At 68.8% G+C, this 15,402-nt stretch carries 21 protein-coding genes; 7 read left to right on the top strand and 14 right to left on the bottom strand.

The genetic code is table 11. The features are described 5' to 3' along the window. Nucleotides 1-4: 4 nt before the first annotated feature. The 6 genes from ACMYLB_RS21100 to ACMYLB_RS21075 form a co-directional block, all read right to left on the bottom strand. Nucleotides 5-745, bottom strand: a complete 741-nt coding sequence (locus tag ACMYLB_RS21100) for a GDSL-type esterase/lipase family protein (protein WP_415908914.1) — start codon at nt 743-745, stop codon at nt 5-7. Between the two features lie 62 nt (nt 746-807). Continuing rightward, nucleotides 808-1,185, bottom strand: coding sequence for a hypothetical protein (locus ACMYLB_RS21095; RefSeq protein ID WP_415908913.1), 378 nt, complete (start codon nt 1,183-1,185; stop codon nt 808-810). Further along, entirely contained in the window at nt 1,119-1,712 is a 594-nt protein-coding gene (gene rarD, locus ACMYLB_RS21090; protein WP_415908912.1) for an EamA family transporter RarD, read from the bottom strand. The genes ACMYLB_RS21095 and rarD overlap by 67 nt, the downstream gene beginning before the upstream one ends. 84 nt (nt 1,713-1,796) lie before the next feature. Next, entirely contained in the window at nt 1,797-2,321 is a 525-nt protein-coding gene (locus ACMYLB_RS21085; RefSeq protein ID WP_415908911.1) for an NADPH-dependent FMN reductase, read from the bottom strand. 37 nt (nt 2,322-2,358) lie between these two features. Further along, on the bottom strand, nt 2,359-2,835 hold the full coding sequence (locus ACMYLB_RS21080; RefSeq protein WP_415908910.1) for a nuclear transport factor 2 family protein: 477 nt from the start codon (nt 2,833-2,835) through the stop codon (nt 2,359-2,361). Further along, nucleotides 2,835-4,217 (bottom strand): acyl-CoA thioesterase, encoded by a 1,383-nt coding sequence (locus ACMYLB_RS21075; protein WP_415908909.1) that lies wholly within the window; start codon nt 4,215-4,217, stop codon nt 2,835-2,837. The genes ACMYLB_RS21080 and ACMYLB_RS21075 overlap by 1 nt, the downstream gene beginning before the upstream one ends. A 37-nt stretch (nt 4,218-4,254) precedes the next feature. On the opposite strand from ACMYLB_RS21075, the gene deoC reads away from it, so the two are divergent. The 6 genes from deoC to ACMYLB_RS21045 all read left to right on the top strand — a co-directional run bounded on the left by deoC (nt 4,255) and on the right by ACMYLB_RS21045 (nt 9,859). Then, nucleotides 4,255-5,193: a deoxyribose-phosphate aldolase gene (deoC, locus tag ACMYLB_RS21070; RefSeq protein WP_415908908.1), complete on the top strand. Its 939-nt coding sequence runs from the start codon at nt 4,255-4,257 to the stop codon at nt 5,191-5,193. Nucleotides 5,194-5,287: 94 nt separating this feature from the next. Beyond that, a complete protein-coding gene (locus ACMYLB_RS21065; protein ID WP_415908907.1) occupies nt 5,288-6,796 on the top strand; it encodes an aldehyde dehydrogenase family protein in 1,509 nt (502 codons plus the stop codon). 106 nt (nt 6,797-6,902) lie between these two features. Then, complete coding sequence (locus ACMYLB_RS21060) at nt 6,903-7,181, top strand: zinc-ribbon domain-containing protein (RefSeq protein WP_415908906.1); 279 nt, start codon at nt 6,903-6,905, stop codon at nt 7,179-7,181. Nucleotides 7,182-7,192: 11 nt separating this feature from the next. Then, the gene (locus tag ACMYLB_RS21055) at nt 7,193-8,554 is read left to right on the top strand and encodes a POT family MFS transporter (protein WP_415908905.1); all 1,362 of its coding nucleotides are present in this window, start codon (nt 7,193-7,195) and stop codon (nt 8,552-8,554) included. 13 nt (nt 8,555-8,567) lie between these two features. Then, nucleotides 8,568-9,434 (top strand): aldehyde dehydrogenase family protein, encoded by an 867-nt coding sequence (locus ACMYLB_RS21050; RefSeq protein ID WP_415908904.1) that lies wholly within the window; start codon nt 8,568-8,570, stop codon nt 9,432-9,434. A 2-nt stretch (nt 9,435-9,436) separates the two neighbouring features. Beyond that, on the top strand, nt 9,437-9,859 hold the full coding sequence (locus ACMYLB_RS21045; RefSeq protein ID WP_415908903.1) for a hypothetical protein: 423 nt from the start codon (nt 9,437-9,439) through the stop codon (nt 9,857-9,859). On the opposite strand, the gene ACMYLB_RS21040 is transcribed toward ACMYLB_RS21045, so the two are convergent. The 7 genes from ACMYLB_RS21040 to ACMYLB_RS21010 all read right to left on the bottom strand — a co-directional run bounded on the left by ACMYLB_RS21040 (nt 9,843) and on the right by ACMYLB_RS21010 (nt 13,923). Beyond that, a complete protein-coding gene (locus tag ACMYLB_RS21040) occupies nt 9,843-10,052 on the bottom strand; it encodes a hypothetical protein (RefSeq protein WP_415908902.1) in 210 nt (69 codons plus the stop codon). The genes ACMYLB_RS21045 and ACMYLB_RS21040 overlap by 17 nt on opposite strands. A 116-nt stretch (nt 10,053-10,168) precedes the next feature. Beyond that, nucleotides 10,169-10,501, bottom strand: a complete 333-nt coding sequence (locus tag ACMYLB_RS21035) for a TfoX/Sxy family protein (RefSeq protein WP_415908901.1) — start codon at nt 10,499-10,501, stop codon at nt 10,169-10,171. 1 nt (nt 10,502) lies between these two features. Further along, on the bottom strand, nt 10,503-10,892 hold the full coding sequence (locus ACMYLB_RS21030) for a VOC family protein (RefSeq protein WP_415908900.1): 390 nt from the start codon (nt 10,890-10,892) through the stop codon (nt 10,503-10,505). Nucleotides 10,893-10,910: 18 nt separating this feature from the next. Further along, nucleotides 10,911-12,020, bottom strand: a complete 1,110-nt coding sequence (locus ACMYLB_RS21025) for a fatty acid desaturase family protein (protein WP_415908899.1) — start codon at nt 12,018-12,020, stop codon at nt 10,911-10,913. Between the two features lie 176 nt (nt 12,021-12,196). Continuing rightward, on the bottom strand, nt 12,197-12,451 hold the full coding sequence (locus ACMYLB_RS21020) for a YciI family protein (RefSeq protein WP_415908898.1): 255 nt from the start codon (nt 12,449-12,451) through the stop codon (nt 12,197-12,199). Between the two features lie 20 nt (nt 12,452-12,471). Further along, a complete protein-coding gene (locus ACMYLB_RS21015) occupies nt 12,472-13,485 on the bottom strand; it encodes a zinc-dependent alcohol dehydrogenase family protein (protein ID WP_415908897.1) in 1,014 nt (337 codons plus the stop codon). A gap of 18 nt (nt 13,486-13,503) precedes the next feature. Further along, entirely contained in the window at nt 13,504-13,923 is a 420-nt protein-coding gene (locus ACMYLB_RS21010; protein WP_415908896.1) for a cupin domain-containing protein, read from the bottom strand. 91 nt (nt 13,924-14,014) lie between these two features. On the opposite strand from ACMYLB_RS21010, the gene ACMYLB_RS21005 reads away from it, so the two are divergent. Beyond that, nucleotides 14,015-14,899: a LysR family transcriptional regulator gene (locus ACMYLB_RS21005; RefSeq protein ID WP_415908895.1), complete on the top strand. Its 885-nt coding sequence runs from the start codon at nt 14,015-14,017 to the stop codon at nt 14,897-14,899. Between the two features lie 7 nt (nt 14,900-14,906). Here ACMYLB_RS21005 and ACMYLB_RS21000 read toward each other — a convergent pair whose 3' ends face one another. Further along, nucleotides 14,907-15,395: a YdeI/OmpD-associated family protein gene (locus tag ACMYLB_RS21000; RefSeq protein ID WP_415908894.1), complete on the bottom strand. Its 489-nt coding sequence runs from the start codon at nt 15,393-15,395 to the stop codon at nt 14,907-14,909. Between the last annotated feature and the right edge of the window lie 7 nt (nt 15,396-15,402).

The following is a 15,402-nucleotide window of genomic DNA, read 5'->3' as shown; positions in this document are numbered from 1 at the left end:
ACGCTCACTGCATCATCTCTTCCAGCAGCGGCCGCATGGCGTCGGCCCAGATTTGGTAGCCGGTGGCGTTCGGATGCAGCTGGTCGGGCATGATGCTGTCGGGGATCTTGCCGTCGGCGCCGAGGAACTTCGCGCCGATGTCGAGGAAGCGCACGTTCTTCCCGTCATCGAGCTTCGCCAGGATGGCGTTGGCCTCGTGGATGGCCTGCATGCGCTGCGCGGAGTCGTCGGGCGCGCCGTTGGCGTTCTTGCGCGGGCCGCGGGGGAAGATGGCGAGCAGGAGGACCTTCGCCTCGGGGATGTGGGCGCGGATAAGCTCGACGATCTTCTGGTCGGCGGCGGCGATCTGCGCGCCGGTGTGCTCGCCGGAGTTGTTCGTGCCGATCATGAGCACGACGACCTTGGGCTTCACGCCCTTGAGCACGCCGTCCTCGATGCGCCAGATGACGTGCTCGGTGCGGTCGCCGCCGATGCCGAAGTTGGCGGCCTGGTATTTCTCGTAGTTCGCCTGCCAGACCGCGGGCGCCTTGGTCCAGCCCTCGGTGATGGAGTCGCCGAGGAAGAGGAGCTGCATCGGCTGCTTGGCGCGCTTGAGGTGCTGCGCGTGCAGCTCGTAGAAGCGGGCGTTGCCGTGCTTCGGGGCGCCGACGCTCGGGTCGTAGGCGCGCGCGAGCGGGGCGAGGATGGTGAGGGCGGCCGCGGCGAGCGCGGCGGCGAGGAGGAGGCGGCGGGCGGGGTTTTTCATGACAGCGCTGCAGACGCTCGCGCGAAGCCCGCGGTCACGCAAGGCGCGTTGCGCCGCGTGTGTCACCCCGCGAGCGCCTGGCGCTGGGTCCAGAAGCTGTCGGCCGAGTAGCAGGCGAGGCCGCCCCAGATGAGGCCGAAGGACACGGCGCGCAGCGCGTCGAACGGCTCGTCGTAGACGAGCCAGCCGACGAGGAACGCCAGCGAGGGGGCGATGTATTGCAGCAGCCCGAGCGTCGTGAGCCGGAGGCGGACGGCGCCGTAGGCGAACCAGACGAGCGGGATGGCCGTGATCCAGCCGGAGCAGAGCACGAGCACGTGGTCGGTCGCGCTGACGTGGCCGAGCGCGCCGCGGCCGTGCGCCGCCAGCCAGATCAGGTAGCCGGCGGTGAGCGGCAGGTAGAGCAGCGTTTCGACCGTGAGGCCGTCGAGCGCGCCCATGGGGGATTTTTCCGGATCAGCCCGTAGCCGCTCCAGGTGGCGACGATCAGGAGCGCGACCCACGGCACGTGGTCGACGCGGAAGAGCAGCCAGGCCACGCCGCCGGCCGCGAGCGCGATGGCGAGCCATTGCAGCGGTCGCAGGCGCTCGTGGAAGAAGAGGAAGCCGGCGGCGACGTTGAAGAGCGGCACGAGGAAGTAGCCGAGGCTGGAGTCGAGGATGTGCCCGTGGTTCACCGCCCAGATGAACGTCAGCCAGTTGCCCATGAGCAGCGTGCCGGTGGCGAGGTTGAAGCCGAGAGTGCGGGCCGAGCGGAAGGCCGCCCCCACCGCCCCGAGCCGGCCCTGCCAGCGCAGCACGCCGAGCAGGAACACCAGCGACCAGACCGCGCGGTGCATGATCAGCTCGACCGGGCTGATGGCGACGAGCAGCTTCCAGTAGACCGGGATGATGCCCCAGACGGTGAACGCGCCGACCGCGGCGAGGGCGCCGCGGCGGGCTTCGGGATGCGGTGGTGCGAGAGCCAAGGGGCGGACGGTGCGCCAATCGGACCGCGCCGTCAACGGACGGGAGCACTTCGGCCCGGGTTATGGCGGAAACTGTTCCGCGCCTCAGGTCTTCAGCGCCGCGGTGTAGCGCGCGAGGGCGGTGGCGAGCTCCTGGGTGCGGCGCGCGATGTCGGCGTTGGCGATGGTCTCGCCGGCGAAATCGGCCTCGGTGGCGTAGACGAAGCGCGGCACGATGGTGCAGCGGAAGTCGAGCATCAGGCTGTTGGCGAACGCCATCACGCTCATGTAGCTCGCCGCGCCGCCGGCGGTGCAGGCGAAGCCGACGACCTTGTTCTCCCAGGCCTTGCCGGTGAGCTCGACGAGGTTCTTCACCACGGCGTTGACGTCGTAGTTGTAGATCGGGGTCGCGACCAGGATGCCGTGCGCGCCGGCGACGGCGGCGCGGGCGCGCGCGGTGTTCTCGTGCCGGTAGGCCGCGGCGCCGTCGCAGGGCGGCAGCGGCAGGTCGCGCAGGTCGAGCAGGGTGGCGTCGTGCCCGGCGGCGGCGAGCTCCGCGTGGGCGGCGCGCGCGAGCAGGCGGCTGTAGCTCTCGGGATTGAGGCTCGTGGAAAGGACGAGGAGATTCATGCCTTGGGAAACGGAATCGCGGCGCGATTCGGGCCCGTCACTTCGCGGCCGCGGCCGGCGCGTTGGTCGACTGGTAGGAAACGAGCTGCCAGCGGTCGTTGAGCATCGCGTAGACGGCGGTGACGACGAGGGCGGGCTTCAAGGTCTGCCCGTCGGGCAGCCGCACCTCGATCTGCATCGGGCCGGTGACGATGGCGGCCTCGCTGCCGTAGAGGCGCACCTGCGGGGCGGCGGTGTAGCGGAGCGCGGCGTATTTGAACCTCCCGCTCTGCAGCGCGCCGAGCAGCTGCGCCTTGGTCTGCACCGCGCCGTTCGAGTGCACGTAGAGGCAGTCGGGCGCGAGCATGTCGTCGAGCGCCCCGATGTCGGCCGCGAGCAGGGCGTAGAGACGGGTCTCGTCGGCGCGGAGCACCGCGGCCTTGAGGCCGTCGGCGAGCGTGGCCTGCTGGGCGAAAACCGGGGCGGCGGCGACGAGCGCGACGAGGCCGGCGAGGAGGAGCGGGCCGAGTTTCATCAGCGGTAAACCGGGTGCGGCCGGCCTTTGTCGTCGATGGCGACGTAGGTGAAGATGCCCTCGGTGACCTTGAGCAGCGTGCCGTCCTGGCCGCGCTGCACCCAGGCTTGGATGTCGATGCGCATGGAGGTGCGGCCGACCTTCAGGAGACGGGCGTGGCAGTTCACGATGTCGCCGACGTAGACGGGATTGTGGAAAACCATGCCGTCGACCGCGACCGTCGTCACGCGGCTGCGCGAGATGTTCTTGGCGACGATGGCGGCGCCGAGGTCCATCTGCGACATGAGCCAGCCGCCGAAGATGTCGCCGTTGGCGTTGGTGTCGGCGGGCATCGCGATGGTGCGGATGACGAGCTCGCCTTGCGGCTCGTTGGCTTCGGGGACGGGCGGGGCGGCGTCGGGCATGCGCGGCAACGATGCACGCGCCGCCGGCGGTCGCAAGTCCGCGCCGTCAGCGGGTGCGGTCATAGCGCAGGAGGCGGAGCGACTCCTCGGAGGCGACGAAGATCGCGCGGCCGTCGGCGCTGAAGCACGCCGCCTCGGCTTGCGGCAGGCCGTGCGGGCCGAGCACGACGGGCGTCTTCGCCAGGGCGTCGGCCCACGACTCGGTCGCGGCGCGGGGAAGAGCAGGGTGTCGCCGTAGGTGAGCACGACGGCGGCGGAGCCGTCCGGCGCGAAGTCCATCGCGCACGGCTCGCCGCGGAAGCGCCCCGTCGGGGTCTTTAGGAGGCGCTGCAGCAGGTCCGGCTGGGGCAGGCCGGGCACGGTGCCGACGCGGCGGGCCACGACGAGCTCCGCGCTCGGCGCCAGCGGCAGGCGGTAGAGCCGCGGCACGGGCTCGCGCTTCGAGAGCAGGTAGACGGCGCCCTCGCGGGCGTCGACGGCCAGCGACTCGCAGTCGCGGGCGAGGTCCTCGAACACGACGCGCAGCGTGTAGGCGGGCGCGACCTCGGTGTCCGCGTCGGGCCTCAGCGCCGCGGGATCCGGTTCCGCGAGCACGTGGAGCGAGATGAAGGGCCGGCGGCCCTGGTTGTCGCCGATGTCGCCGACGACGAGCCAGGCCCGGCCGTCGCGCTCGAACGACGCGACGTCCTCCCAGTCGCGGTTGACGACGCCCTGCACGCGCAGCCGCGCGCGCCGGTCGCCGGTGGCGGCGTCGACGCCGTAGAGGACCGGCTCGCCGCCGCTGTCGTTGTGCACCCAGAGCAATCCCGGCGTGCGGTGCGACGCGGCGAGGCCGCTGGCCTCGCGGTTTTGAGGTTCGGCGAGCGTCGCGGCTTCGACCGGGCCGGCGAAGGGCCGGGGAGCGGGCGCGGTTTCGGCCGCCGGTCCGAGCACGGCCAAGGCGAGCCAAATCGCCGTGGCGCCGTATGACTTTGCCATTGTTTTCAGAGGGGAACCACCGGATAGTCCGCGCATCATGTCACTCTCAGGGAATGCCGCGTTCCGGCGGTTGTTCAACGAAATCGGCACGGTGGATCAGGTCGGGATCGAGGAGCGCGTGGCCAAATACGGCACGCGCAGCATCAAGAAGGCCGCGAAGGTCCAGGGCCTCAAGCTCGCCGCCTCGATGGTCGACCTCACCACGCTCGAGGGCAAGGACACGCCCGGCAAGGTCGCCTCGCTCTGCCAGAAGGCGCTCAATCCGCACGAGGGGCTCGATTGCCCGCCGGTCGCCGCGGTCTGCGTCTACCCGTCGATGGTGAAGCATGCCCGCCGCGCGCTGGGCGAGGACTCCGGCGTCCGCATCGCGTCGGTCGCCACGGCGTTCCCGAGCGGCCAGGCCCCGTTGACGACGCGCCTGGCCGAGGTGAAGGCGGCCATCGCCGACGGCGCGGACGAGATCGACATGGTGATCAACCGCGGGGCGTTCCTTGCCGGCGAGTTCCGGGAGGTGCAGGACGAGATCGCCGCGGTCGTCGAGGCCTGCGGCGACGCCACGCTCAAGGTCATCCTCGAGGTCAGCGAGCTCGAGACCTACGACAACATCCGCGCCGCCTCCTTCCTCGCCATGCGCGCGATCCGGCCGGGCGATTTCATCAAGACCAGCACCGGCAAGACCTCGCTCAACGCCACCCTGGGCAACAACCAGGTGATGATCGAGGCCATCCGCGACCACTACCTCGACACCGGCATCGCGATCGCGATGAAGCCCGCCGGCGGCATCCGCACGGCCAAGCAGGCCCTGACCTTCCTCATCGCGGTGAAGGAGACGCTCGGCGACGCCTGGCTCAACAACACCCGCTACCGCTTCGGCGCCTCCTCGCTGCTCAACGACCTCCTCCGCCAGCTCGAGAAGGAGAAGACCGGCGCCTACCAGGCGCCCTATTACTTCAGCGAAGCCGCCGAGTCCTACTGAGTTTTCCCCCTAATTTAACCACGGAGACACAGAGGACACAGAGAGAAACTGCGGAGCATGATTCCGTGATCTCTGTGCCTCTGTGGTTCAAAAAATGCCCACCGCTGCTCCTGCCACCAAACGTCCGACAAAACGCGCCCAAGGCCGCCCGCTGCCCGAGCTGATCTTCGGCGATCTCTGGGAATTCGACCCGTCGCCCGAGACGGCCGACCCGAAGCTCAAGCCGCGCTACGAGCTGTTCATCGGCGGCGAGTTCGTCGCCCCGAAGAGCGGCAAGTATTTCGCGACCATCAATCCCGCCAACGAACAGAAGCTGGCCGAGATCCCGCACGCCGGCGCGGCCGACGTCGACGCCGCCTACGCCGCGGCGGCGAAGGCCTTCGAGACCTGGGGCAAGCTGCCGGGCCGGGAGCGCGCGAAATACATCTACCGCCTCGCCCGCCTGCTGCAGGACCGCGCGCGCGAGTTCGCCGTCGCCGAGACGCTCAACGGCGGCAAGCCGATCAAGGAATCGCGCGACTTCGACGTGCCGATGGCCGCCGCGCACTTCTTCTACCACGCCGGCTGGGCCGACAAGCTCGACTACGTCGCGCCGGGCCGGAAGGTCGCGCCGCTCGGCGTGGTCGGCCAGGTCATCCCGTGGAACTTCCCGCTGCTCATGCTGGCGTGGAAGCTCGCGCCCGCCCTCGCGATGGGCAACACGATCGTCATCAAGCCGGCCGAGACCACCTCGATCACCGCGCTGAAGTTCGCCGAGATCATCGCCGACGCCGGCTTCCCCGCGGGCGTGGTCAACATCGTCACCGGCTTCGGGGACACCGGCGCCGCCATCATGGGCCACCCGACGGCGGTGAAGGTCGCGTTCACCGGCTCGACCGAGGTCGGCAAGATCATCATGCGCTCGCTCGCGGGCACGGACAAAAAGATGACGCTGGAGCTCGGCGGCAAGGCCGCGAACATCGTCTTCGAGGACGCGCCGCTCGACCAGGCCGTCGAGGGCATCGTCAACGGCATCTTCTTCAACCAGGGCCACGTCTGCTGCGCCGGCTCGCGCCTGCTCGTGCACGAACCCGTCGCGGCGCAGGTGCTGGCGAAGCTGAAGACCCGCATCCGCACGCTGCGCGTCGGCGATCCGATCGACAAGAACACCGACATCGGCGCCATCAACTCGCGCGAGCAGCTCAAGAAGATCGAGCGCCTCGTCGCGAGCGGCGTGAAGGAGGGCGCGGAGCTCTTCCAGCCGAGCTGCAAGCTGCCGGCCAAGGGCTTCTTCTTCCGCCCGACGGTCTTCTCCGGCGTTTCGATGAGCCACCGCATCGCACGCGAGGAGATCTTCGGCCCCGTGCTGAGCATCCTCACCTTCCGCACGCTCGACGAGGCCGTCGAGAAGGCGAACAACACCGCCTACGGCCTCAGCGCCGGCGTGTGGACCGACAAGGGCTCGCGCATCCTCAAGATGTCGACCGAGCTGAAGGCCGGCGTCGTCTGGGCGAACACCTACAACAAGTTCGACCCGACCTCGCCGTTCGGCGGCTACAAGGAGTCCGGCTTCGGCCGCGAGGGCGGCCGCCAGGGCCTGCTCGACTACTGCACGCTCATCTGACCGCCGCACCGCTGCCTTGATTCTTGATGAACGATAGAGACACAGAGTCCCGGGGTAAGGCAACGGACGCTCCGTGCCTCCGGGTCTCGGTGGTTCAAATCCATTGATGTCCGCCCGTGTTCGCCCGCCCGAAAATTGCCCCGTCTGCGGTGCCACTGTGCCGCGCGGCGCCCGCGCCTGCCCGGAGTGCGGCGCGGACGAGCGCTCGGGCTGGAACGAGGACGACACGCGCTACGACGGCCTCGATCTGCCGGACGAGGCGTTCCGTGACGGAGACGGCCGCGGACCGAAACCCGCCGCGCGTCGCCACGCCAGCCGCGTCTGGTCCATCGTCGCCAGCCTGCTCGTTCTCGCCCTGATCCTCGCCTTCGTCTTCCGCCGCTAGTTCCCCCTCCCATGGCCGAATCGTTCCGCACCACCCCGATCAAGACCGACAAGATGCCGCCCGGCATCCCCTTCATCGTCGCCAACGAGGCGGCGGAGCGCTTCTGCTTCTACGGCCTGCGCGCCGTGCTCGTCATCTACATGACGCAGTATCTGCGCAATCGCGCCGGCGAGGTCGCGCCGATGAACGAGAACGAGGCCAACGGCTGGTATCACCTCTTCCTCGCCTCGAACTACTTCTTCCCGATGATGGGCGCGTTCCTCGCGGACGTCTGGTGGGGCAAGTATCGCACGGTGTTCTGGATCTCGCTCGTCTACTGCCTCGGCTGCGTGTTCCTCGCGGCCGACGACACGCGGCTCGGCCTCTTCATGGGCCTCGGCCTGATCGCGCTCGGCGCCGGCGGCATCAAGCCGTGCGTGGCGTCGAACGTCGGCGACCAGTTCGGCAAGGACAACCAGCACCTCGTCTCGCGCGCGTTCGGCTGGTTCTACTTCGCGGTCAATTTCGGCTCGTTCTTCTCCATCTCGCTCACGCCGATCCTGCTCAAGAACTGGGGCCCGAAGGCCGCGTTCGGCCTGCCGGCGGTGCTGATGTTCCTCGCGACGTTCATCTTCTGGTCCGGCCGCTACAAGTTCGTGCACCTGCCGCCGAAGGGGAAGAAGTTCGTCGAGGAGACCTTCAACCGCGAAAGCCTCACCGCGCTCGGGCGACTCGCGATCCTCTTCGTTTTCGTCGCGGTCTTCTGGTCGCTCTGGGACCAGAGCGGCGGCGAGTGGGTGCTGCAGGCCGAGAAGATGCAGCGCCACGTCAATCTCTTCGGCTGGGAGTTCGAGCTGCTCTCGTCCCAGATGCAGGCGGTCAACGCCATCATGATCCTGGCGCTGATCCCGGCGTTCCAATACGCGTTCTACCCCGCGATCAACACCGTCTGGAAGCTCACGCCGCTGCGCAAGATCGGCCTCGGCATCTTCACCATCGGCGTGTCGTTCCTCATCAGCGCGTGGATCGAGTCGCAGCTGACGGCCGGCGCCAAGATCAGCGTGATGTGGCAGCTGCCCGCCTACCTGCTGCTCTCCGCCGGCGAGGTCATGACCTCGATCACCTGCCTCGAGTTCGCCTACACCCAGTCGCCGCGGCACCTGAAGGCCGTGGTCAACGCGCTCTACCTGCTCTCGATCTCCGCCGGCAATCTCTTCACCGCGCTGGTGCAGTTCTTCATCGCGAACCCCGACGGCACCTCGAAGCTCCACGGCGCCGCCTACTACCACTTCTTCGCCGGCTTCGCCGTGCTCGCCTCGCTCATCTTCGCCGCGATCGCCCTGCGCTACAAGGAGGTCAACTACCTCCAGGACGAGGCGCCCGCCAACTCCTGACCCGTTTTTCGCCATGACCCGTCTGCCCGTCACCAAAACGCCCAAGTGCTACGTCGGAGGAGCGTTCATCCGCTCCGAGAGCGCCCGTGTCTTCCCGATCAAGGACGCCGCCGGCGCCTTCTTCGCCAACATTCCGCAGTGCACGCGCAAGGACCTGCGCAACGCCATCGAGGCCGCCGCCAAGGCCGGTCCCGGCTGGGCGAAGCGCACGCCCTACAACCGCGGGCAGATCATCTACCGCCTCGCCGAGATGCTCGAGGCGCGCCGCGCGGAGATGGTCGAGGCGCACACGATCTTCGGCGGCCCGCCCGACCTCGTCGCCGCGGCCGTGACCACCGCGGTCGACCGCCTGATCTACTACGCCGGCTGGGCCGACAAATACGAGCAGGTCCTCGGCAGCGTGAACCCGGTGGCGTCGCCGCACTTCAACTTCACCGTCACCGAGCCGATGGGCGTCGTCGGCGTCATCGCCCCCGACCTGCCGCCGCTGCTGCCGCTGCTCTCGCTCATCGTGCCCGCGATCGTCAGCGGCAACACCGTCGTCGCGCTCGCCTCGGAAAAGGTGCCGTATCCCGCCATCGTCCTCGGCGAGATGCTCGCCACGAGCGACCTGCCCGGCGGCGTGGTGAACATCCTCACCGGGTTCCGCAAGGAGATCGTGCCCACGATGGCGACGCACACGCACCTGCGTGCCGTGGCCGGCGTCGTCGGCGCCGAGGACCGCAAGACGCTCCAGCTCGGCGCCGCCGAGAGCGTGAAGCGCGCGAAACTCCTGAAGGCCGAGGAGGCGATCAACTGGCTCGCCGACGACGCGCAGAGCCTCTACGCGATCCGCGACTTCGTGGAGTTCAAGACCACCTGGCACCCGGTCGGCGCCTGACGATGCGCCTCCTCCGCCTCCCCGGCGAGCGCCGCCCGCCGCCGCTCAAGGCCTGGTGGCTCCTCTGGGCCGCGAGCCTGGCGGGCCTGTGCGTGATCTGGTGGAATTTCGGCTTCCTCAAGCTGCTCGGCAACGAGCCGCATGCGAATCCGTTCTACGATCTCGCGGGGCTCGTGCCGCTGTTCGTCAGCATCGTGCTGCGCTGGCTCGTGCTCCCGCGCTATACCGAGGCGCAGCGGGCGTTCGTGGTCTTCGTCCTCGGCCTGGCGCTGGCCGAGGCCTGCGGCCTGCTCGGCATCTTCCTCGGCGGACCCTATCGGGACGACCTCTTCCTGCTCGGCGCGCTGGGCCTCGCCCAGTTCGCGCCGCTCTACGCGCGCCGTCTCTGCGAACCGAAGCCGCAGGGCTTCATCCCGAACAACTGACGCGCGCGCCGGCGCCGCAGGCCTTGGCCGGAACGAAAGTCACCGGCGGGATCGTGACGTGGTCGACCGGCGTCGCGCCGAGGTGGCGGGCGAGCTTGTCGAGCCAGCTCTCGCGGAACGCCGCCGGCGGGGCGGCCGGCGGATCGAGCCGCGCGGCGGACATGGAGTCGGATTCGTGGTCGCTGAGTTTCATGGGCTGCGGACCGTAGGCGGGATGCCGGCCAAATCCAGCGCCGGCGGCGATTTGGCCCGCTGTGGCGTCCCCCGGTGCGCGCCGGTGTGCCGTTCGCGCGCGCCGGCCGATACAGTTCAGCCTCGCCGGCGCGACAGGCCGGCGCGCAGCCGTGCGAACTCCGCGCGCAGCGCCTGCTTCGTCTCCGCGGGCAGCGCGTTCCAGTGCGTGCCGCTCAGGGCGCCCTCGACCGCGTAGGCCATGAGCACGTTCACCGGCCGGCCGCTCTCCAGCAGGCGCCGGCAGACGCCGAGCGGGCCGAGCTGCGCCAGCTGCGCGCGCGTGTGGATGCCGGCGGCGTCGAGCCACGCCGCCGTCTTCGGCCCGAGGTTCAGCAGCGCGGCCAACTCGCCGGCGCGTCCGCGCGATGCGGCGTCACGGTCGATCTTGATCGGTTGCACGCGGCTCATCTCAGACGGTGAGTTCGATGCGGTTGCCGTCGGCGTCGAGCACGACGCTTTCGTAATAGCCGTCGCCGGTGCGTCGCGGTGCGGAGACCACGCGGACGCCGGCGGCGCGCAGCCGCGCAGTGGTCTCATCGACGGCCGTCTCACTACCGAGCGAGAGAGCAAAATGGGCGAGGCCGAGCGTGTCGGCGCCGGCGGTATCGGCGCGCGCGGCGACGTCGGGCCGTTGCATCAATTCCAGCCGCGCGCCACCGGCGAAGGTCAGAAAATACGAGCGAAAGCCGGTGCGCGGATTGTGATAGGCCGTGCCGGCGGCGGCACCGAAATGCCGCGCGTAAAACTCACGCGCGCGTTCGAGGTCGAGAGTCCAGAGGGCGAGGTGCTCGATTCTCATGGCGCGGTGCGCCGGTGATCAGGCCGCGCCCGGCTGGCTGAGGCGGCGCAGCCAGCGGTAGTGCGAGACGAGGCCGGCCCAAACGGTTTTGTGCTCGTTGTAGCGGATGCCGAAGTCGCGGCAGGTCTCCTCGACGATGCGGGAGAGCGCCGGGTAGTGCACGTGGCAGACTTTGGGGAAGAGGTGGTGCTCCACTTGGAAGTTCAGCCCTCCAAGCAGCCAGCACACGAGTTTGCTGCGCCGCGCGAAATTCACGGTCGTGTGAATCTGATGGAGCATCCACTGATCCTCCATCCGGTTCGTTGCTTCGTCCGGCAGCGGGAAGTCCGCTTCCTCGACGCAGTGCGCGAGCTGGAACACGATGCTAAGGGCGACGCCGGTGACGCCGGCGACCAGCGCGTAGCACAGCAGCACCTTCCACCAGCTGTGCAGCATCATCGGCAGCGCGAACGCCAACGTGAAGAACAGCACCTTGCCGGCGATGAAGATGATCAACTCGCGCCCGCGCGGACGTGGAAACGGATGACCGCCGATCTCGCGCATAACGAGGTCGCGGAAGTCGCCGTAGAGGTGCCAGCGGATCGTCATGAAGCCATACAGCGCCCACAGGTAGAAATGCTGCGCGCGGTGGAAGAAGTAGTGCGGCTGGTGCGGCGTCACGCGCGCGAACGCGCCGAGGTCCACGTCGGCATCGTGGTCGGTGATGTTCACGTAGATGTGGTGCGACGCGACGTGTTTCCAGTGCCAGAGATACGAGCTCGCCCCGATGAGATCGAGCGACATGGCGCTGAGCTTGTTCAGCCACGGCCGCTCGGAATAGGCGAGGTGCGAGCCGTCGTGCTGAATGTTGAAGCCGATCAACCCGGCGGCGGCGCCGAGAATCAGGGCCGCGATGCCGGCGTGCCACCAGTTGGCGGCAAAAAATACGAGCACGATGTAGCTCGCGAAGAAAGTCGCGAGAATGACGGCGGTCTTGAGATACATCGCGCCGTTGCCACGCGGGCGGCGGCCGGTGCGGGCGAAGAATTCGTCGACGCGGCGACGGAGTTCAGCAGGAAAGGAATCGGCCGGAGCGAAGCGCGGACGTTCGGACGAAGCGGCGGAAGGAGAAGTGGTGGCGTGGGACATGGGAAGGGCAGGCCGGAACGGCACGCGAATGCGCTCCACGCTGGAAACCCGTTGCACCAAGGCAAGCCCGACGGTGATGTCGTTTGCCGTTCGAGTCTGGGCGATCGCTCGTGGCGACGGTGGCTCCGCGCGCCAGCCGGTCTTCATCCGCCGTTCGGCCCCCGGCGGACGGTTCGTCACTTGGCGTCCCACTCGTGCACGGTGACTTCGGACGAGTGCGTGAGATGGAGCGGGTCGGAGTGCGCGATCGCCGTGGCGGCCGCCAGATTCTCGGCGCGCAACAGGTAGGCGCCGCCCGATCGATCGCTGAAGGGGCCCGCCAGTTCCAAACGGTTCGCGCGCCGCAGGTCGTCGAGAAAGGCGTAGTGCGGGACCAGCGCCCCCGGATCGAAGTCCGGAGTGCGCCGGGTGAGGACGAGGTAACGTCGCATGGCGGGAAGGCGGCGGCGTTTCAGCCTTCGTCCGACACGACGATTTTACCGAAATGCGCCGCTTGCGCCAGGTGACGGAAGGCCGCGGGCACCTCGCCAAACGGGAAGACGCGATCCACGACCGGATGGAGTCGGTGCCGGATCAGGGCGCGAAGCAGGTCGCCGAACATCGTGCGCGAGCCCACGCGGAGCGCGTGCACGGTGGCGCCGCTGCGGATCAAGTCGACGGCATCGAGCTGCATCGCCGTGCCGCCGAGAAAACCGATGAAGGCGACGCGGCCGCCGAGCCGCACCGCACGCAGCGCCTCGTTGATCGTGGCCGGTCCGCCCACTTCCAGGATGAGGTCGGCGCCGCGACCGCCGGTGAGCTCGCGCACGCGGGCGCCCCATCCGGGCGTGGTGTGGTAGTTGATAGTTTCATCCGCACCGAGCGCGCGGGCGCGTTCGAGTTTGGCGTCGCTGCTGCTCGTCACGAGCGTGCGGAGACCGGCCGCGTGCGCCAGTTGCAGGCCGAAGAGCGAGACGCCGCCGGTGCCCTCGAGCACGACGGTGCCGCCGGGCCGGAGATCGCCGCTCGTGAAGAGGGCGTTCCAAGCGGTGAGGGCGGCGATGGGCAGCGTGGCGCCTTCGGCGAAGGACAGGTGCTCTGGCAGCGCCACCAGCCCGTGGGCGGGCAGCACGGAGTATTCTGTAAGGACGCCGGGCAGCGGCGCCCCGAGCGAGAGGCGGGTGTTTTCCGGCGTGGGCGGGCCTTCCTGCCAGGACTGGATGTAGTGGCCGATCACGCGGTCGCCGGGCTGCCATGCGGTGACGCCGGGGCCCACGGCGACCACTTCGCCGGCGCCGTCGGACAACGGCGTGAAGGGCAGCGGCAGGTTGGGCAGGTAAGTGCCTTGGACGATCACGAGATCACGGTAGTTCAGCGACTGTGCGCGCCAACGCACGAGCACTTCGCCGGGGCTGGGAGCGGGGACGGGCGTTTCGACGAGCGCGAGGGCTTCGAGACCGAAACGGGTGATTTGCCAGGATTTCATGGTGGGGACGGCGAGGGATTATTCCGGCAGCAGGCGGATCAACTCCTGTTGGTCCGGAGCGAGCAGGTAGCACGCGATCAGGACGGCCGGTCGGTCGCCGACGTTGTCAAAATGCCGCACGCGCACGTTGGCGGGTTCGTAGATGGCGTCTCCCGCGCGCAACATCTGGACCGGGCCGCCTTCCAGCTGGAACCGGATTTCGCCTTCGAGGAGGACGCCGACGACCGGACAAGGGTGGAGATGCAGGCCGGTGGGGCAACCGGGAGGAAGCGTGACGCGCTTCACGGCGGCGTTGGCCACCGGCCGCGCCGGGTCGATGATCGCGGTCAGCAAGTCGTGACGCGTGACGGCCGGCGTGGCCGCGGAGACGACGGAGTGGAGCGCGGCGAAACCGAGCAGTGGGAGCAAACGGGAGCGGAATGACGGGAGTTGTTTCATGCGGCGCCCAGTTTAGCGGCGGCGCGGACGGGCGACTAATGCCTCCTTTTTGGGCTCGTATGCCTTTCGGTAATGGGGCCCTTTTCCGGACATGGAATTGCGGCATCTGCGGTATTTCGTGGCGGTGGCGGAGACGTTGAATTTCTCCCGCGCTGCGGTCCGGCTGCACATCACGCAACCCGCACTCAGCCGGCAGATCCGCGATCTCGAACACGAACTCGGCTGCACGCTGCTGCGGCGCGGGGCGAACGCCCGCACCGAACTCACCCCCGAGGGCCGTCAACTTCTAGCCGGCGCGACCGAATTGCTGGCCGCGGCGGATCGGATCGCCACGGAGGTGCGGAGCACCGGTGCGCGCCTCCGGCTAGGCCACTACGGCGCAATCTGGCTAGATTATTTCGCTGCCGGGTTGCAGCGCTTCACGCGGAGGCATCCGCACGTCGTGTTGCAACCGGTGGAACTGACGCCGGGATCGCTGCCCGCGGCGCTGCGCCGGGGCGACGTGGAGGTGGCGCTGCTCGGGCAGACCGACAAGGCGCTGCGACGGGAATTCGCCACGGCTTTGGTGGCCAGCGTGCCGGCGCAGATCATCCTGCCGGTGGGACATCCCTTGGCGAAACGTCGCCGGTTGCGGTTGGAGGAGTTGCGCGGCGCCGACTGGGTCACGTGGGACGAGACGGATTTTCCCGGCCGCAAGCAGCTCCTGGTCGAGGCCTGTCGCGCGGCGGGTTTCCGGCCTCGGATCACGCATCACACCGACAGTCTGGCGTCGATGCTCGTGCGCGTGTCCGTCGGCGGCGAGATCGGCCATTCCGTGCCGATGGCGGCGCGCTCGCGTCCGCCGGGCGTCGTGTTCACCGACACGGAGCCTCGCGACGCGATGGTTTTCGAGATGCACGTCGGTTGGATGAAGCACTCGCCGCGGGCGCGTTTGATCGCCGACCTGGCCGCCGAGCTGTCTGCCGTCCGCGCGTGAGTGGGGATCAGCTGCCGCCGAGTTTTCCGGTTTCGGCGAGGCGTTCGAGGAAGATCCAGCTGCGCTTGGCCTGCACCTCGGCGCTTTTGGCCTGGAGGACGTAGCGCACGACTTGCCGGCGTTGCGCGACGCTATGCGTAAGCCAGCGCTGCTCGAGTTCGGGACGGGATTGAAAGGCCTTGCGCATCTCCTTGGGCAACTCGGGCTCGCGGGTGGCCGTGTCGGCTTCGAGCGTGAACTCTATCGTGTCACCCGCATCGACCTCGGCGGCGCGCAGCAGCTCGACCTTGAAGGCGAGTTTCAGCTTGCCCGGTTTGCCGGGGAGGAGCGTCACGCGGTCGATGTCGTCGTTGAAGCGCAGGATCGCGTTCCAGCCCTGACCGCCGCCCTTGATGGCGGCGGGCGGCAATTTCAGTTCGCCGATGATGCGTTTCGGCAAATCGACCCAGCGGACGAGGGCGATGCGGTAGAGCTTGGCGCGGAATTCCCGGCGCATGGTCCGG

It is taken from the genome of Oleiharenicola sp. Vm1 (assembly GCF_047777955.1).
GTDB lineage: Bacteria > Verrucomicrobiota > Verrucomicrobiia > Opitutales > Opitutaceae > Didemnitutus.
Note: the sequence above shows the minus strand (reverse complement) of the source record. Positions and strands in the feature narration are given on the sequence as shown.

Bases quoted from the DNA above. Each gene is read 5' to 3' on its own strand.
- ACMYLB_RS21100 (WP_415908914.1), bottom strand. From the start codon at position 745: ATGAAAAACCCCGCCCGCCGCCTCCTCCTCGCCGCCGCGCTCGCCGCG.
- ACMYLB_RS21095 (WP_415908913.1), bottom strand. From the start codon at position 1,185: ATGGGCGCGCTCGACGGCCTCACGGTCGAAACGCTGCTCTACCTGCCG.
- ACMYLB_RS21085 (WP_415908911.1), bottom strand. From the start codon at position 2,321: ATGAATCTCCTCGTCCTTTCCACGAGCCTCAATCCCGAGAGCTACAGC.
- ACMYLB_RS21080 (WP_415908910.1), bottom strand. From the start codon at position 2,835: ATGAAACTCGGCCCGCTCCTCCTCGCCGGCCTCGTCGCGCTCGTCGCC.
- ACMYLB_RS21075 (WP_415908909.1), bottom strand. From the start codon at position 4,217: ATGGCAAAGTCATACGGCGCCACGGCGATTTGGCTCGCCTTGGCCGTG.
- deoC (WP_415908908.1), top strand. From the start codon at position 4,255: ATGTCACTCTCAGGGAATGCCGCGTTCCGGCGGTTGTTCAACGAAATC.
- ACMYLB_RS21065 (WP_415908907.1), top strand. From the start codon at position 5,288: ATGCCCACCGCTGCTCCTGCCACCAAACGTCCGACAAAACGCGCCCAA.
- ACMYLB_RS21060 (WP_415908906.1), top strand. From the start codon at position 6,903: ATGTCCGCCCGTGTTCGCCCGCCCGAAAATTGCCCCGTCTGCGGTGCC.
- ACMYLB_RS21055 (WP_415908905.1), top strand. From the start codon at position 7,193: ATGGCCGAATCGTTCCGCACCACCCCGATCAAGACCGACAAGATGCCG.
- ACMYLB_RS21050 (WP_415908904.1), top strand. From the start codon at position 8,568: ATGACCCGTCTGCCCGTCACCAAAACGCCCAAGTGCTACGTCGGAGGA.
- ACMYLB_RS21045 (WP_415908903.1), top strand. From the start codon at position 9,437: ATGCGCCTCCTCCGCCTCCCCGGCGAGCGCCGCCCGCCGCCGCTCAAG.
- ACMYLB_RS21040 (WP_415908902.1), bottom strand. From the start codon at position 10,052: ATGAAACTCAGCGACCACGAATCCGACTCCATGTCCGCCGCGCGGCTC.
- ACMYLB_RS21035 (WP_415908901.1), bottom strand. From the start codon at position 10,501: ATGAGCCGCGTGCAACCGATCAAGATCGACCGTGACGCCGCATCGCGC.
- ACMYLB_RS21030 (WP_415908900.1), bottom strand. From the start codon at position 10,892: ATGAGAATCGAGCACCTCGCCCTCTGGACTCTCGACCTCGAACGCGCG.
- ACMYLB_RS21025 (WP_415908899.1), bottom strand. From the start codon at position 12,020: ATGTCCCACGCCACCACTTCTCCTTCCGCCGCTTCGTCCGAACGTCCG.
- ACMYLB_RS21020 (WP_415908898.1), bottom strand. From the start codon at position 12,451: ATGCGACGTTACCTCGTCCTCACCCGGCGCACTCCGGACTTCGATCCG.
- ACMYLB_RS21015 (WP_415908897.1), bottom strand. From the start codon at position 13,485: ATGAAATCCTGGCAAATCACCCGTTTCGGTCTCGAAGCCCTCGCGCTC.
- ACMYLB_RS21010 (WP_415908896.1), bottom strand. From the start codon at position 13,923: ATGAAACAACTCCCGTCATTCCGCTCCCGTTTGCTCCCACTGCTCGGT.
- ACMYLB_RS21005 (WP_415908895.1), top strand. From the start codon at position 14,015: ATGGAATTGCGGCATCTGCGGTATTTCGTGGCGGTGGCGGAGACGTTG.
- ACMYLB_RS21000 (WP_415908894.1), bottom strand. From the start codon at position 15,395: ATGCGCCGGGAATTCCGCGCCAAGCTCTACCGCATCGCCCTCGTCCGC.